This is a genomic window from Pseudovibrio ascidiaceicola, assembly GCF_900114245.1.
In the GTDB taxonomy this organism is placed as follows: domain Bacteria; phylum Pseudomonadota; class Alphaproteobacteria; order Rhizobiales; family Stappiaceae; genus Pseudovibrio; species Pseudovibrio ascidiaceicola.
The window spans coordinates 261,638-276,132 of sequence record NZ_FOSK01000003.1 but is presented as its reverse complement, the minus strand read 5'-3'; the positions used below and the strand labels follow the sequence as shown (position 1 = coordinate 276,132).

Genomic DNA, 14,495 nt, shown 5'->3' with positions numbered 1-14,495 from the left:
CTGTCGGCTTGTTGTTAGGCGATGCGTTCTTTTATGTCTTTGAGCAGTTGCGGAATGGTTTTTCCGTCGGCTCTGGCGGCAAAGGTGAGTGCCATGCGGTGCTGCAGCACAGGTTCTGCCAGTGCCATGACATCATCAACGCTTGGAGACAGGCGCCCGTCCGCTAATGCGCGAGCGCGAACAGTCAACATGAGTGCCTGACTGGCGCGCGGACCGGGACCCCATGCGATATAGGGCGTGAGGTCTTCAAAGCCATCGGCTTCGCCGGGGCGGGCTGCTCTGACCAGTTTCAAGATGGCGTCCATGACGGTTTCGCCGACCGGAATGTGACGCACGAGTTGTTGCATCTCGCGCAGCTCTTCAAGTTGCAGCACCTGTTTGGATTTGGCTTCCGTTGCACCTGTGGTTTCGAGCAGAATACGGCGTTCTGCATCCATGTCCGGATAATGGACATCAATCTGCATGAGGAAGCGGTCGAGCTGGGCTTCCGGCAGAGGGTAGGTGCCTTCCTGTTCAAGCGGGTTCTGAGTGGCCAGTACGTGGAAGGGGGCAGGCAAGTCGTGGTGATGGCCTGCGATCGTAACGTGGTATTCTTGCATGGATTGCAGGAGAGCGGACTGGGTTCGCGGGCTGGCGCGGTTGATCTCATCCGCCATGAGTAGCTGGGCGAAGACCGGGCCGGGAATGAAGCGGAAGGAACGCTTGCCGTCCGGGGCTTCCTCCATCACTTCTGAACCCAGAATATCAGAGGGCATCAGGTCTGGTGTGAACTGGATACGGCTGGAATCGAGGCCGAGCACTGTTCCCAGAGTTTCTACCAGTTTGGTTTTTGCAAGACCGGGAACGCCGACCAGCAGGCCGTGCCCGCCGGAGAGAATCGTCACCAAAGTGCGTTCGACAACGCTTTCCTGACCAAATATGGAACGGGCGATTTCCTCTTTTGCCTGTCGGATTTTCTCACAAGCCGCCTCTGTACGTGCGACTATATCCTCTGGTTTGGGGGGCATGCCTGTCATATTGGTGTTCATCGCTGCTCTCTTTTCGTCGCGCGTTGCAACCCTGCCTAGCTCACCTTTGCATCATACTCGGTTTTAAAAAAGGCGATCCCTAGCAAATTTATAGGCCTGTACTTTTCAGCAATAGGCTGACTATGCAGGCAGAAGTGCAATGCAAGGCGCGAAAGCCAGTTTCAAAATGTTTTGATATGATCGGGGTCAGAGCATCCCTGGGTTATAGTTTGGTTGGCTCTACCCTAACGGCATTTCTGTGAACAGATAGTGAGTCTGAGGGCTGAGAATCCGTTAGCCCCTGAGAATTGAGAGCATTGCGTGCTGAGTTGAGGACGCCAATGACGTTTCTATCTTGTAGCCTTGGTGCTTATCGCAAAGGTATAACTTGGCGCGGGCTTTGGGGGAGGGTAGCGTTAGAGCTTGCGTGACACCATATTACCCCAATAGTGGTGTGTTCCGATGTATTGGTAGAATGACCGTGGTGAGCGAACTTAAAGAAAAGAGCATTCCGGAAATCAAAGAGATGCCCAAAGGGCTTCAGGCTTTGATTTCGCGTGCAGGACAGTCCAAGAGCCTGCCTCCCATCCATCTTTGGAACCCGGAGTTCTGTGGTGATCTGGATATGCAGATCAAACGGGATGGATCCTGGTATTACATGGGCACGCCCATTCTGCGTGAGGCTCTGGTGCATCTGTTTTCGACTGTGTTGAAGCAGGAAGAAGACGGCAAGTACTATCTTGTAACGCCAGTTGAGAAGATTGGTCTGACCGTTGAAGATGCGCCGTTTGTAGGCGTGGAGATGGATATTCACCAGCAGGACGGAGAGCAGGTGATTACCATTCGGACCAATTGTGGTGATGTGGTTGAAGCAGGGCCTGATAACCCGATCCGGTTTGTGCAGCAGGACGAAGATGGTGGGTTGAAGCCTTACATCCTTGTGCGTGATCGGCTGGAAGCGTTGTTTGCGCGGACACTGGTTCATGAGCTCGCACCGCATTTGCAAGAGCGGGAAGGCGAGGGCGGACGGGTTGTTGGCATTGAAAGCCGTGGTGCATTCTTTGTGGTGGATACGGTCCAGAACCTTGGATTTTAGGAAGAGACATTAGGACGGCGTATTATCTTGTCTGAGTTTACAGCAGAGAATTTCAGGTCTCGGGTGATGGATCGGCTGACCGACCAAGCCTATGAACCTGCAGGAGATCACATCCTTAATCCGGATCTGCCTGATTATGGTGAGGATCTGGAGCAAGTGCGGGATGCTGCTGTTCTGATCGGTATTGTTGACCGGGGAACAGAGGCGTCCATTCTTTTGACGCAGCGCACCGCACACCTGCGTTCTCATGCAGGGCAGATTGCTTTTCCTGGCGGCAAAATTGACGAGGATGATGACGGGCCTGTGGGTGCTGCCTTGCGAGAGGCGCATGAAGAAGTTGGCTTGGAATCTGATCTGGTGGAGATCCTGGGAGATCTCGGAGATTACTATACTGGTTCCGGTTATCGGGTTGTTCCGGTTATTGCCACTGTCAAACCGCCGTTGATCCTTTCTCCCAACCCGGCAGAGGTGGATGAAGTATTTGAAGTGCCTTTGTCTTTTTTGATGAACCCTGAGAACCACCAGAAAAAAAGCGGAGAATTCAGAGGCAAAACACGCTACTATTATGCCATGCCGTTTGAGCAGCGTTACATATGGGGTGTCACCGCTGGCATCCTGCGCGTGCTTTACAATAGGGTTTATGCCTGATGATACGAATGCTCCTGACACATGGGTTGTTGTTCTTTGTTCCATTTATCGCCTACGCGGTGTGGGTGATGGTGGTACGCAAGGCAAAGAAAGACAAGCGGTTTCGCGATGGCCCGATGTTGTGGTTGAGCATCAGCGGAATAGCTCTTGTCATCGCCAGTCTGATGCTGCTTGCAGAAACAAGCCGTGCGCCGCTTGGGTCGCAATACCGACCAGCGCAGGTGGTTGATGGTGAGTTTGTTCCAGGTGGATACGAGACACCTCAGAAATGACCAGATTACAACAGAGCAGCTGGCTGACGAGTGCGGCTGTTCAGCGAGCTTTTGACGTTCTGGAACAGGACGATGATGTTGCGCGTGCGGTTGGTGGAACCGTGCGCAACTCCTTGCTTGGCGAAGTGGTTGATGATGTTGACATTGCCTGCACTGCCTTGCCGGATGTGGTGCTTGCCAGAGCGGACGCTGCTGGCGTCAGAGCCATTCCTACTGGTGTTGACCATGGAACGGTGACGCTGGTTATTGATCGCCAACCGATTGAAGTGACCTGCCTGCGTGAAGATGTTGAGACGCACGGGCGTCATGCGACGGTGAAATTTGGACGGGACTGGACAAAAGATGCGCAGCGCCGCGATTTCACAATGAACGCGCTTTATGTAGACCGTCATGGTGAACTGTTTGATCCATTGGGCGGGCTTGAGGATTGTCTCAACCGACATTTGCGTTTTATTGGCGATGCGCATGCGCGTATTCGTGAGGACTATCTGCGCATCCTGCGGTTCTTCCGGTTCTTTGCGACTTACGGGCAAGGTGAGATCAACGCGGATGGGTATGCTGCCTGTATTGAGCTGAAAGATGGCCTTTCTCACCTTTCCAAGGAGCGAATTACCAAGGAAGTTCTGAGAACGCTGTCTGCACCGCGTGCTCTCGATTCTTTGTTGCTGATGGAGCAGGGCGGTATCCTGCAGCTTATTTTGGGTGATGAGGCTGCGAGCTCTCGTTTAGCGCGCCTTCTGGAACTTGAAGAACTGCCAGAAGCAGCTCGTCAGCCGGTGTTGCGGCTTGGTGGTGTTGCAGGACCGCAAGTTGCTGAGCTCCTGCGCCTTTCTAATGCGCAAAAGAAACAGATTGAGATTGCTGCTGATATTGCGGAGGTGCTGCATTCACGCGGGCAGAGCAAACAGCAGTTGAAAGCGCTATTGGTTGCTCATGGAACGGATGCTGTTGTTGATGGCGTTTTGACAGCATGGATGAACGATGATGTGTTGAGTGAAGCGGAGCTGAAAGAGCTGTTGGCTTTTGCGCAGAACTGGGAAATCCCTAGTTTTCCACTGACAGGCAAGATGATGATTGCTGGTGGTATTCCTGCTGGACCTGATATGGGCAAAGCGATGCGGCTGGCACAGCAAGTCTGGGCTGATGCGGATTATCAGCAATCTGCTGAGAGTTTGCTTGAGAAGGTGAAAGTGCTGCTGGCTGATGAGGTGAAGTGATCATGAGTGTCAAGCTGCGTGGCCATCACTTGCTATGCGTGCTTACATTTATCGGGCACGGCTATTCTCCTGCGTTTTCCAAGAACTACGAGGCTGTAGTGAAGCGTCTGAATGCAGGAGAGGCTGCTCTACTGGTTGAGGGGCCGGATGAAATTTGTGCGGTTCTGATCAATGAAGAAGAGCAGCCGCATTGCTTTAACTGCAGCGTGGTGGAACGAGATAGTGCGGCAGTGAAGCTGATCTCTCGTCTGCTTGGGACTGAGCTGTGTGTTGGTGATGAGATTGTCATGAACTCGCATTTGGTTGCTAAAATGCGGAAAGCATATGCTGAGGATGTTTTTAAGAAGGCCTGCCAAAACTGCGAGTGGGTGCAGTTTTGTGATGAAATCTCCTCATCTGGCTTTCAAAAAGTCTTACTTCGCCATCCAGAGCATCACTGAAGCCATTTACCTTTATTTTGAGTGGCTTAAGCCGCTTCAGGATTCTTATCTGGCGCGTATTCTTGCGCGAAAACTGGCTTCTACTTTTCGCGAATGCAGTTTGGTCTTCAAATTTTAACAGAATGCCCCCATATGGAGGGCAACATGAGTTTACGGGCAGGTTTAGGGGTTACATGCTTGCATTGAATAAGTTTCCAAAGTTTCTCACCTTATTGGTGTTCTCGATCGGTCTGATCTTTGTGACAGCTGACTTTGCTGAGGCAAAGCGCGGGTTCAGTTTCGGTAGCCGTGGCTCTCGCAGCTACTCAGCGCCGAAAGCGACCAAGACTGCGCCGACAACAGCTCCGGTTCAGCGGACCATGACACCAAACAACGGTACCAACGCAGGTGCGCAGCAGCAAAATGCGGCTGCAGCTTCCAAGGCAGCTGCAGGCCAGCGCCGTGGTTTGTTTGGCGGTGGTTTCCTCGGCTCCATGTTGGGCGGTCTGGCGCTAGGTGGATTGCTGGGTATGTTGTTCGGTTCAGGGTTCGGCGGTATGGCCGGGTTATTCGGCATGATCATGCAGGTGTTGCTGATCGGCGGTGGTATCATGTTGTTGATGCGCTTCTTGCGGGGCCGCCAACAGCCACAGGCCGCTGGCGCTGCCCATGGATACCAGCAGGAGCCACAGCAGAACCAGTCGTTCAGCTTTAATGATGCGGGTGCGCAGGATGCGCCGCGTCGTTCAGGATCTTCTGGCATTCCGAACACCGGTTTTGGTGGCAGTCAGGCGTCTCAGTTTGAGGAAAAACCTGTCTTTTCTACCGAAGCGGATGATGAAATCGGGCTGACTGCAGATGACTTTGATGCGTTTGAGACGCTGCTGACAACCGTTTGGACTGCTTACGGCTCCGAGGATTACGGTAAGATCCGCGAAATCGCGACGCCTGAGATCATGGGTTACTTTGCTGAGGAACTGGGCAAGGCTGCATCCAACGGTCTTGTGAATGAAGTGCGCGGTATCAAGCTGCTTCAGGGCGACCTGAGTGAAGCGTGGCGTGAAGGCGACAAGGACTACGCGTCTGTCGCAATGCGTTATGAGTCCATTGATGTGATGCGTGAGCGGGCCAACAACAAAGTGGTTGAAGGCAATCCGGATGTGCCGGAAGAGCGGACCGAGATCTGGTCGTTTGTTCGCGATGCCGGTGAGAACTGGAAGCTCTCAGCTATTCAACAAGCTGATTAATCAGAGCAGATAATAGAAATTGGAAAGGGGCCTCATGGGCCCCTTTCTCTTTAATGGTTCGATGGGTCTTGTGCCGCTAAAGCAGTTCGCGTTTTAACTGAAACACCTGATCTGCTTTAGCTTTTGCGTATCACCGGTGTTCAATTTTCGAAGACATGCTTTAGGTTGCGACAGAAAGCTTTACATCGATGTTGTTGCGGGTTGCGTTGGAATATGGGCAGACCTCATGCGCCGCAGCGACGAGCTCTTCTGCCTTGGCTTTGTCCATGCCTGGTACGGTAACAGCCAGAGCAATTTCCAGACCGAAACCACCTTCTGAACGTGGGCCAATTCCAACGGTTGATTCTACGTTTACGTCAGCAGGCAGAGCGATGTCTGATTGCTGAGACGCTACGAACTTCATAGCTCCGATGAAACATGCGGCGTATCCAGCAGCGAAGAGTTGCTCTGGATTGTTGCCTTCACCACCTGCGCCGCCCAGTTCTTTTGGGGTTGCAAGTGTCAGTTCCAGAGCACCGTCCTTTGTTTTTGCAGTGCCGTCACGGCCACCGGTAGCAACTGCGCTTGTTTCGTAAAGAACGTTAACTGGCATTTGGTATTCCTCGTTGTTGTTATGTATCGTGCACGATTAAATCCTATGCGATATAGTTAAGGAGAAATATGGGGTGCTGTCAATCAAAACGTGAATTAATCGTGTACGATTTAGTTTGACGGCTTTTATCCTGATGGGTAGAACGAGGAAAGAAGATGTTATTCAGGACTGGAATACGGTAATGGCCGAGAAGAAATCTGAAGAATTTCAAGGCTTTGGTTTAGATCAGCATTTGTGCTTTGCCATCTATAAGGCCAACCATGCCTTCAATCGGTTCTATAAACCGGTGATGAAGCAGCTTGGTATTACTTATCCGCAGTACATCACTTTGCTTGCTCTTTTAGAAAAAGACCATCAGCGCGTGTCTGAGCTGGGGGAGCGTCTGTTCCTTGAGTCGAACACTCTGACTCCGCTGCTTAAGCGCCTTGAAGAGATGGGCTTTATTGCTCGCGAACGCTCCAAAGAAGATGAGCGGCAGGTCATTGTCAGCCTGACGAAAGAAGGGCGAGATCTGAGCGACGGCGTGATTGACGTGCAGCACTGCGCCTTTTCCAATCTGAATGTGCCGGTGGAGACCATCGGTCAGCTGGTTGAGCAGCTCAACGATATTCAGGAGATGCTGACGGATGCCAAGGAAAAGGTTTCCGGTTAGGGGTCAGCTGCCGGGCAACATTTCCTTTTCAAAAGGATCACGGCCATGTTGGTCAAACAGGCAGCACAGTTCCTGCACTTCTTCCTTTAGCAAGACAAACTGAGAAAAGCCAACGAGCTCTCCCTCTATATGGATGGGAGAAACGGTGACGAGAATGGTTGTGGTTCCATAAGGATTGGCCACGTAGCGCACCGGGTCTTTGCGGCCATCTTTGAACAGCTGCAACATTGCATCAAATCGCGGGTTGGTTATGGTCCGGCGATGGTTGTCCTTCACGTTGTGCCCAATATGCCGGGGCTTGCGATCCAGATTTTCTGAGGCCCATTTGTTGTAGTAGAGCAGCTTGCCATCTTTATCGATGATGGTGACACCGATACCAGCCTCTTCCAGCAGGCGGTCCGCCCAGCCGGATAACCTCCATGCCTCCAGAATGCGTTGTTCAGTGACTTCCGGCAGTTCGTTTTTATTGTCAGTCATGCCTGCTTACTCGCTGTTCGCAGAAACTCTAGCGAAGGCGAGTAAGCAATTGCTTTCAGAAATATGCGGGTTTTCTAAAACTATGAGAATGCAGCTGCCGTTTTGAACTTGCGCTGGCGTGCCCAGAGAATGCCCAGTGATCCGGCTGTCATGATGACGCCTGCCAGAATGGCGATTGGAACTGGCAGTGTTTGAGGCAGGTAGCCAGCTTTGTCAGCGAAGAGCTCAAACAGCAATGAGGTGAACGGCAGAGCGGCGATTGTTGCGACATAATTCTGACTGCCGACCAGATTGATGGCCTGCATGGACAGGAACATGGACACACCACGCAATGAGATCCCGACAGCGATTGCTGCCACCCACATGGTTGGGCTCCAGACCTGTGTCAGGTCGATGAGTGGTAGATTGCTGGTCCAATCTGCTGCTTGTTGCGTTGCTGCAGTGCCATCGGTGATGAGGGAGAGGGCGGCGAGGGCGATGAGCATGATCAACGCGCTGGCAACCAGCATCACGCCGCTGAGCGAGGCGCGTTTTTTGAGGTCATCCCCCTGATTTTGTGGATGAAACTCAGCAATAATAACGGAGGCAACCACTGCGAACTCTGAGAAGATCATCAGATAAACGGCTGGGTTGGTGTAGGTGCCTTCCAGAGATGAGATTAGCAGGATAACGCCGAGAATAATGACCAGATGACCGGGAAGTTCCAGAGCGGTGGGCAGCCGGAAAAACAGGAGAGCAAATGCGAGTGCAGAAAACGGGACGGACACAAGGCCGAAGAAACCTGCGTTTGCGGCGCTGATGTAAAGCAGAGAGGCTGTGAAACAGGCTGCGGAGAGGACACGGGCAACACCATAAGCCCAGGTGTATGGGCTTTTGAGTGCGTCCATGGTTGCGCCCAGCTTTCGGCTGACAGCGATGAGGAACAGGCCGCCAAACATCAACTGAATGATGGTGAAGATCCACGGATCTAGATTGTAGGTAAGCAGCAAGCCTTTGCTGATAACAATAAGAAACGCCCAGCTTACCATGGTGGCAAGGCAGACAATCAAGCCCTTGGGGGTCAAACTTAGTACTCCTCTCCGACGAACTCGCCGGTGATTTTCAGGCCATCAATTCCGGTCTGGCCGTTTTCTTTATAAATGCGTCTTGGATACGCCCCTGCGTGATTGGCAATATGATCAGCAAGTTGCTCAGAATGTGTGACGAGCCAAATCTGGCTTCTTTCTGAGGCTTTGGCGATGACTTTTGCCAGAGGTTCCAGCAGATCAGGGTGCAGGCTTGCCTCGGGTTCGTTGAGGGCGATGAAGGAAGGCAGGCGGTAGGACAACATGGCCCCAAGCAAGGCCAGATACTGCAGTGTGCCGTCAGATAGTTCCTGAGAGGGGAAGGCGCGCCGGATCTCTGGTGTTTGCAGAGCGAAGCGGCAATCCTGCCCATTGGCCTCAATGATCAGTTGGCTGCCGGGGAAGGCATCATCCACGGCCTCTTGCAGATAAAAGGTATCCTTGCGGATTTCCTTGAGGGTGGCGAAGACCGCTGCCAGATCATTTCCGTCTGATGAGAGCGTGGGGGTGGTGACATTGGGGCTTGGACGGCGCAGCAGGCTGTCTCGGTCACTGCGGAAGGTGTGATAAAAACGCCAGTCTGCAATTGCGCGGCGGACCAGATCCAACTCAGGAAACTGACTACCATCGCGAATACTGGCGAGCGCTGTCTCGGAAGGCAGAAGCTCGTTGTCGTAGGTTACTCTGCTGCCGTTGCTGGCGCGCAGAAAGGCACTTGGGCCTTTGCGGTTCATCAGCACGACAGACTTGGCGCCCGTCATCAGCGTGAGTTCTTCTTCTCTCACCATGGTCTCATAGGGAAGAGCGGGATCGGAGATAGGGTTGGGCAGACCCAGCTGGATGCGATAGGAGAGATCTCCCAGATCAGCGCGCAGGATGATGCGTTTTTTCTCGTGGGTCTTCAGGTCACCTGCCCACATGACGCTGTCTACGCCACCTTCCTCTGAAACGGCGCGGGTGATACGGCCCAGCGCAGCCTGTTGCAGAAGCTCGAGCGACTTGTAGAGATTTGTTTTGCCTACGCCATTGTTGCCGACAAATACATTGACGGCACCAACACGCATGAAAAGCTTATGTACGGACCGGTAATTCTCAATACCGATCGCCGAAAGAGGGGGCATAGACATCTGGTGAAACTTTTTTGATATATCTTCGGTAGGTATGATTGAGAATAAGCAGGTTGGCTCACGAATGTAAATTGAACCACAGTGGTCATGCACCGGAAATTCACGTTTTGTTCGCCTGTGGTTGAAGATACCCTGTGCTTCATGGCAGGGTTGTCCAAACTGCTTTATGGTTTCGTTGTCGTGTGTTCTCGCCTGAGAGGGATCGTTCCTTTTTCGAGACTGCGCTTAAGAGGAAAGTGTCAATGTCTGATCAAAATTCTGATGGTATGCGGCAGGAATCCGATAGCTTTGGTGTGCTGGATGTGCCCATTGGCAAGTATTGGGGCGCGCAGACCGCACGATCTCTGATCAACTTTCCCATTGGCCGGGAGCATCTGCCGCCTGCGCTGGTCCATGCATTGGGCGCGGTGAAACTGGCTGCTGCCAAGGTGAACATGGAAGAGGGGCGTCTGCCAGAAGATCTGGGCAAGGCCATCTGTCAGGCCGCGACCGAGGTGATTTCTGGCAAGCTGGATGCGCATTTCCCGCTGGTGATCTGGCAAACAGGGTCTGGCACACAGTCCAACATGAACACCAACGAGGTGATTGCCAACCGAGCCATTGAGTTGCTTGGCGGTCAGATTGGCACCAAATCTCCTGTTCACCCCAATGACCATGTGAATATGGGGCAGTCTTCCAACGACACCTTCCCGACGGCCATGCACATTGCGGCAGCTTGTGAGATCAACAAGGTGTTGCTGCCCGCGCTGACACATCTGCACGACACGATGGAAGCCAAGGTGGCGGCTTTTGCGGATATTGTAAAAATTGGCCGGACCCATACGCAGGATGCGACGCCTTTGACATTGGGGCAGGAGTTTTCTGGCTATGTGGCGCAGTTGGAGTATTCCAAAGAGCGTATTGAGCAGAGCCTTGTGGGGCTTTATCGGCTTGCGCAAGGTGGTACGGCTGTAGGGACTGGGCTCAACTCAACGCCAGAGTTTGCCAGTGCTTTTGCTACCCATGTGAGTGAGGTTACTGGTTTGCCGTTTGTGACGGCGGTCAATAAGTTTGAAGCACTGGCCACGCATGATGCGGCTGTGTTTGCACATGGTGCGTTGAATACATTGGCGTGCTCACTGATGAAGATTGCCAATGACATTCGCTTTCTTGCTTCTGGTCCGCGTTCTGGTCTTGGTGAGATCAGTCTGCCGGCCAATGAACCGGGTTCCTCCATTATGCCGGGTAAGGTGAACCCGACCCAGTGTGAGGCTGTGACGATGGTTTGTGCTCAGGTGATGGGCAATCAGACAGCAGTGAGTGTGGCTGGTGCGACAGGGCATTTTGAACTGAATGTGTTCAAGCCTGTAATTGCCAACAGCCTGTTGCAATCCATCGAGCTGCTGGCAGATTGTATGGTGAGCTTTGCGGACCGCTGTGTTGTTGGCATTGAGCCGAACATGGAGCGGATTGAAGAGCTGTTGGAGCGGTCCTTGATGTTGGTGACAGCGCTTGCGCCCACTATTGGCTATGATAAAGCAACCGAGATTGCCAAATCAGCGCATAAGAACGGCACAACGTTGAAGGAAGAGGCTCTTCGTCTTGGCTATGTGTCTGCGGAGGAGTTTGACCGTGTTGTCCGGCCAGAAAAGATGGTCAGACCTGGGTAGGGTGGTTGCCACCTATCATGATGTCCAACACGTGTTTCAGGCAGGCTTTTGCGTCTGCCTCCTCTAGCTGCTGAGCCCCAATGAGCGTTGCGTAAAGGATCTGGCTGTTGGTCTTTGCATGCTTCTTGGTCTGCGGGATTTGTGAGAACAGGTTCTCGACGTATTCCAGTCGCCGTTGATCTATCTTGCTCATATAGGTGCTGGCAAGTTCATCAAACTGTGCCCAGTTGCGGATCGCGGCAGAAACGCCGTTTGCGCCATACTCCAATGAGACTTCCTGTGCTGCGATCTCAATCAGATCAAAGAGACGCTGTTTGGGGTCGGGGCTACCTGCATCCACTTGCGCGATGATTTGTTGTGTGGCCAGTTGCTCCCAATGGTCCAGCATTGCTTTTTTTAAAGCAGCCACATCCTTGAAATGCCAGTAGAATGAGCCCTTGCTCACCTTCAGTGTTCTGGCAAGTGCTTCTGCCTTCAGGCTTTGCGGCCCTTTTGCTGCCAGGGACCGAAAGCCGCCTTTGATCCAGTCTACTGCTGCGAGTTTGGTTTTCTCTGTCATTTTGCCACCATACGCTACCGTATTGACATGGTCCAGCTTTAAGCTACCATACGCTACCGTATGGAATCAAAAATGAGAGAAGTCCTATGAATAAATGGCTGTTCGCTTCTGGTATCTTGTCGTTGCTGTTGATGCTGGTACATGTGTTTTTAGGTGGGCCAGAGATCCACGATCCTGTACTAGGCAGTACTCTTAATCCGAGAGTTATTGCGGTGTTGTCGGTGGTCTGGCATGGGATCACAGTGGTGATGCTGGTGAATGGTGTGTTGTTGCTGGCGGCGGCATATCGACCATATTTGGTTATCGGTGTCGTCTGGGTGGTGATCGGCCAATATGGCGGCTTCGCCCTGCTGTTTATCTTTTACGGCCTCTCCCATCTGGGAAACCTGATGGCTATGCCGCAGTGGGTCGCGTTTACGATTATCGCTGGCTGTGTGGCGATGGGAATGCGAAGAGCTGGGAAACAGAATGCCATAACGGGTGTTACTGTTTAAGCTTCTGAAGCTGTTGCATTGCGAAGAGAGCTATTTAGCCTTGGGTTATTGCACGGTAATTGAGATGGGTCAGATTACAGACAGCAGGAACAGCTGCCTCCCCTGGAAGCCCGCAATCTGACCAGTCGTTTGAAGATGAGGCGGGGCGTTTATGCTCTGATTAAGTAGGATGCTCCCCCGACCCTTAGGCCGGGGAGCTTGTTGTGTTTGGTCTGGCTTATGGCCACTTTACCACTGGTGGCATGGAGGACAGGATGGAGGAGACGTTTCCGCCTGTTTTGAGGCCGAAGATGGTGCCGCGGTCGTAGAGGAGGTTGAACTCCACATAGCGGCCACGACGGACCAGTTGTTCCTCGCGCTGTTCCAATGTCCATGGGGTCAGGAAGTTTTTGCGGATCAGTTTTGGGTAGATGTCGAGGAAGGCGTTGCCGACGGATTTGGTGAGGGCAAGGTCTGCATTCCAGTCGCCGGTGTTGTGGCGGTCGTAGAAAATGCCGCCAATGCCGCGTGCTTCGTTGCGGTGAGGCAGATAGAAGTACTCGTCACACCACTTCTTGAAGTGATCGTAATCTGCGCCCGGATGGTCTGCGCAGGCTGCTTTCATGGCCTCATGAAATTCGACAGTATCCGGATCTTCCTGCGTGCGGCGTGCGCTGAGCACAGGTGTCAGGTCCGCTCCACCACCAAACCACTGCTTGGTGGTGACGACCATGCGGGTGTTCATATGCACGGCTGGTACATTTGGATTGTGCATGTGAGCGATCAGAGAGATGCCTGAGGCCCAAAAACGCGGGTCTTCGCTGGCACCAGGGATCTGGTCGCGGAACTCAGGTGAGAACTCGCCGTGTACACTGGAGACGTGAACGCCAACCTTCTCAAAGACACGTCCATGCATCAGGGACATGACACCGCCGCCACCGTGGCCACCGCTGTGGTCTGTGCGTTCCCATGGGGTGCGTTCAAAACGCCCGGCAGGCTGATCTGAGAGGGGGCCGTCCTTTTCCCCGACTTCTACTTCCAGCTGCTCAAAGGCATTGCAAATGTTGTCACGCAGCTGACTGAACCACGCGGATGCTTCTTGTTTTTTGTCTTCCAGATCGGCAGGAAGCGTATTTTGTGTCTCGCTCATAGTCCCTCCTTGAGCGCAAAGCGTTCTTTGCTGTTCTATGTAAGGGAGCGCAACTGAGAAGTACAGGTGAGGAGGGCCGGGCTATTTGGATCTGTCGAGGATGACCGGATACTTTTCCGGCTGGACGTAGTTGCCGTCACATTGGGGCTTGGCGCGGAACTCTATCAGGTGCGGATAACCGTCAGATGAGAACTTGTGAACCTCGTAGGTGCCACAATCTCCAAGCCCGCGGCCTTTCATAAAGCTGGTCAGATCTCCGGTTTTGATGTCCCAGACACCGTTGAAGACCACATCCGGGTCGCTGTTGTCTTCTTGTTTTGGGCGTTCGAAGGTCAGCAGTTTGGCTTTGTTGGGCTGTTTGGAATCTACACGAATATAAAGGTGTGCCATATTGCAGGGGCTTACGGAACAGGCGAATTCGAGAACCTGCACATCTTTGCTGAACTGTAGGAGGTAGTTGCCGGTCAAGTCGTAGGCGTCTTCCCAATCACAGGGGTAGGCTGCATCCAGCATGTTTATGTAGCGGTTCAGAACAGACGGGTCATGCTGTGTGACGGGTTCGACAGGTTCGGCGTGTAACGAGCTTGTCAGTAGAGCTTCGAAGAGAACAGTTGCTGCAAAACAGGCTGTGAACGTTCGGGGCAAGGTTTGGAACACGGCGATCTTCCTCATTAGACAACCCTAAAGCAGTTCGCATTTAAGTTGAAACATGTGAACTGCTTTAGTCTTTGTTTTTGCGTATCTTTATCCGAAAACCGATATCCACTTTTCGGAGATACGCTGTAGTCTTCTGGCTGTGTTTCTGAAGATGCCTTGCTCGCCTTACTCTTGCGCTAAAACTTTTGG

Annotated in this window: 17 protein-coding genes; 9 read left to right on the top strand and 8 right to left on the bottom strand. The window is 52.7% G+C overall.

What is annotated here, in order from left to right:
* Window positions 1–14: 14 nt before the first annotated feature.
* Window positions 15–1,028 carry an AAA family ATPase gene (locus BM231_RS07915; RefSeq protein WP_063312599.1) on the bottom strand — a complete coding sequence of 338 codons (1,014 nt, stop codon included), beginning with the start codon at window positions 1,026–1,028 and terminating at the stop codon, window positions 15–17.
* A gap of 454 nt (window positions 1,029–1,482) precedes the next feature.
* Here BM231_RS07915 and BM231_RS07910 point away from each other — a divergent pair, with 454 nt between their 5' ends.
* From BM231_RS07910 to BM231_RS07885, 6 genes are all read left to right on the top strand, one after another.
* Window positions 1,483–2,103: a DUF1285 domain-containing protein gene (locus BM231_RS07910; protein WP_093518297.1), complete on the top strand. Its 621-nt coding sequence runs from the start codon at window positions 1,483–1,485 to the stop codon at window positions 2,101–2,103.
* A 27-nt stretch (window positions 2,104–2,130) separates the two neighbouring features.
* Window positions 2,131–2,751, top strand: coding sequence for a CoA pyrophosphatase (locus BM231_RS07905; RefSeq protein WP_093518295.1), 621 nt, complete (start codon window positions 2,131–2,133; stop codon window positions 2,749–2,751).
* Window positions 2,751–3,023, top strand: a complete 273-nt coding sequence (locus BM231_RS07900) for a DUF6111 family protein (protein WP_208860182.1) — start codon at window positions 2,751–2,753, stop codon at window positions 3,021–3,023. Before BM231_RS07905 ends, BM231_RS07900 begins: the two co-directional genes overlap by 1 nt.
* Complete coding sequence (locus BM231_RS07895; protein WP_093518293.1) at window positions 3,020–4,240, top strand: CCA tRNA nucleotidyltransferase; 1,221 nt, start codon at window positions 3,020–3,022, stop codon at window positions 4,238–4,240. The genes BM231_RS07900 and BM231_RS07895 overlap by 4 nt, the downstream gene beginning before the upstream one ends.
* Before the next feature lie 2 nt (window positions 4,241–4,242).
* On the top strand, window positions 4,243–4,680 hold the full coding sequence (locus BM231_RS07890) for a DUF1284 domain-containing protein (RefSeq protein ID WP_093518291.1): 438 nt from the start codon (window positions 4,243–4,245) through the stop codon (window positions 4,678–4,680).
* 173 nt (window positions 4,681–4,853) lie between these two features.
* Complete coding sequence (locus BM231_RS07885; RefSeq protein ID WP_093518289.1) at window positions 4,854–5,906, top strand: TIM44-like domain-containing protein; 1,053 nt, start codon at window positions 4,854–4,856, stop codon at window positions 5,904–5,906.
* Window positions 5,907–6,066: 160 nt separating this feature from the next.
* Here BM231_RS07885 and BM231_RS07880 read toward each other — a convergent pair whose 3' ends face one another.
* The gene (locus BM231_RS07880) at window positions 6,067–6,498 is read right to left on the bottom strand and encodes an organic hydroperoxide resistance protein (protein ID WP_057463616.1); all 432 of its coding nucleotides are present in this window, start codon (window positions 6,496–6,498) and stop codon (window positions 6,067–6,069) included.
* A 181-nt stretch (window positions 6,499–6,679) separates the two neighbouring features.
* Between BM231_RS07880 and BM231_RS07875 the strand changes: the two genes are divergently transcribed.
* Window positions 6,680–7,150 carry a MarR family winged helix-turn-helix transcriptional regulator gene (locus BM231_RS07875; RefSeq protein ID WP_208860181.1) on the top strand — a complete coding sequence of 157 codons (471 nt, stop codon included), beginning with the start codon at window positions 6,680–6,682 and terminating at the stop codon, window positions 7,148–7,150.
* 3 nt (window positions 7,151–7,153) lie between these two features.
* Here the strand turns inward: BM231_RS07875 and BM231_RS07870 are convergent, their stop codons facing one another.
* From BM231_RS07870 to BM231_RS07860, 3 genes are all read right to left on the bottom strand, one after another.
* A complete protein-coding gene (locus tag BM231_RS07870) occupies window positions 7,154–7,627 on the bottom strand; it encodes a PAS domain-containing protein (RefSeq protein WP_093518287.1) in 474 nt (157 codons plus the stop codon).
* 80 nt (window positions 7,628–7,707) lie between these two features.
* The gene (locus BM231_RS07865; RefSeq protein ID WP_093518285.1) at window positions 7,708–8,691 is read right to left on the bottom strand and encodes an EamA family transporter; all 984 of its coding nucleotides are present in this window, start codon (window positions 8,689–8,691) and stop codon (window positions 7,708–7,710) included.
* A gap of 2 nt (window positions 8,692–8,693) precedes the next feature.
* On the bottom strand, window positions 8,694–9,818 hold the full coding sequence (locus tag BM231_RS07860) for an AAA family ATPase (protein ID WP_093518283.1): 1,125 nt from the start codon (window positions 9,816–9,818) through the stop codon (window positions 8,694–8,696).
* A 242-nt stretch (window positions 9,819–10,060) separates the two neighbouring features.
* Here BM231_RS07860 and fumC point away from each other — a divergent pair, with 242 nt between their 5' ends.
* Window positions 10,061–11,467 carry a class II fumarate hydratase gene (gene fumC / locus BM231_RS07855; protein ID WP_093518281.1) on the top strand — a complete coding sequence of 469 codons (1,407 nt, stop codon included), beginning with the start codon at window positions 10,061–10,063 and terminating at the stop codon, window positions 11,465–11,467.
* Here the strand turns inward: fumC and BM231_RS07850 are convergent.
* Entirely contained in the window at window positions 11,454–12,026 is a 573-nt protein-coding gene (locus BM231_RS07850; RefSeq protein WP_093518279.1) for a TetR/AcrR family transcriptional regulator, read from the bottom strand. The genes fumC and BM231_RS07850 overlap by 14 nt on opposite strands.
* A gap of 86 nt (window positions 12,027–12,112) precedes the next feature.
* On the opposite strand from BM231_RS07850, the gene BM231_RS07845 reads away from it, so the two are divergent.
* Window positions 12,113–12,520: a hypothetical protein gene (locus tag BM231_RS07845; RefSeq protein ID WP_093518277.1), complete on the top strand. Its 408-nt coding sequence runs from the start codon at window positions 12,113–12,115 to the stop codon at window positions 12,518–12,520.
* Window positions 12,521–12,737: 217 nt separating this feature from the next.
* Here BM231_RS07845 and hemF read toward each other — a convergent pair whose 3' ends face one another.
* Window positions 12,738–13,649: an oxygen-dependent coproporphyrinogen oxidase gene (gene hemF / locus BM231_RS07840; RefSeq protein ID WP_093518271.1), complete on the bottom strand. Its 912-nt coding sequence runs from the start codon at window positions 13,647–13,649 to the stop codon at window positions 12,738–12,740.
* An 81-nt stretch (window positions 13,650–13,730) separates the two neighbouring features.
* On the bottom strand, window positions 13,731–14,321 hold the full coding sequence (locus tag BM231_RS07835; RefSeq protein WP_093518269.1) for a DUF1176 domain-containing protein: 591 nt from the start codon (window positions 14,319–14,321) through the stop codon (window positions 13,731–13,733).
* Window positions 14,322–14,495 lie beyond the last annotated feature (174 nt).

Bases quoted from the DNA above. Each gene is read 5' to 3' on its own strand.
- BM231_RS07845 (WP_093518277.1), top strand. From the start codon at position 12,113: ATGAATAAATGGCTGTTCGCTTCTGGTATCTTGTCGTTGCTGTTGATG.
- BM231_RS07895 (WP_093518293.1), top strand. From the start codon at position 3,020: ATGACCAGATTACAACAGAGCAGCTGGCTGACGAGTGCGGCTGTTCAG.
- BM231_RS07890 (WP_093518291.1), top strand. From the start codon at position 4,243: ATGAGTGTCAAGCTGCGTGGCCATCACTTGCTATGCGTGCTTACATTT.
- BM231_RS07885 (WP_093518289.1), top strand. From the start codon at position 4,854: ATGCTTGCATTGAATAAGTTTCCAAAGTTTCTCACCTTATTGGTGTTC.
- BM231_RS07915 (WP_063312599.1), bottom strand. From the start codon at position 1,028: ATGAACACCAATATGACAGGCATGCCCCCCAAACCAGAGGATATAGTC.
- BM231_RS07860 (WP_093518283.1), bottom strand. From the start codon at position 9,818: ATGTCTATGCCCCCTCTTTCGGCGATCGGTATTGAGAATTACCGGTCC.
- BM231_RS07870 (WP_093518287.1), bottom strand. From the start codon at position 7,627: ATGACTGACAATAAAAACGAACTGCCGGAAGTCACTGAACAACGCATT.
- BM231_RS07880 (WP_057463616.1), bottom strand. From the start codon at position 6,498: ATGCCAGTTAACGTTCTTTACGAAACAAGCGCAGTTGCTACCGGTGGC.
- BM231_RS07850 (WP_093518279.1), bottom strand. From the start codon at position 12,026: ATGACAGAGAAAACCAAACTCGCAGCAGTAGACTGGATCAAAGGCGGC.
- fumC (WP_093518281.1), top strand. From the start codon at position 10,061: ATGTCTGATCAAAATTCTGATGGTATGCGGCAGGAATCCGATAGCTTT.
- BM231_RS07835 (WP_093518269.1), bottom strand. From the start codon at position 14,321: ATGAGGAAGATCGCCGTGTTCCAAACCTTGCCCCGAACGTTCACAGCC.
- BM231_RS07910 (WP_093518297.1), top strand. From the start codon at position 1,483: ATGACCGTGGTGAGCGAACTTAAAGAAAAGAGCATTCCGGAAATCAAA.
- BM231_RS07900 (WP_208860182.1), top strand. From the start codon at position 2,751: ATGATACGAATGCTCCTGACACATGGGTTGTTGTTCTTTGTTCCATTT.
- hemF (WP_093518271.1), bottom strand. From the start codon at position 13,649: ATGAGCGAGACACAAAATACGCTTCCTGCCGATCTGGAAGACAAAAAA.
- BM231_RS07875 (WP_208860181.1), top strand. From the start codon at position 6,680: ATGGCCGAGAAGAAATCTGAAGAATTTCAAGGCTTTGGTTTAGATCAG.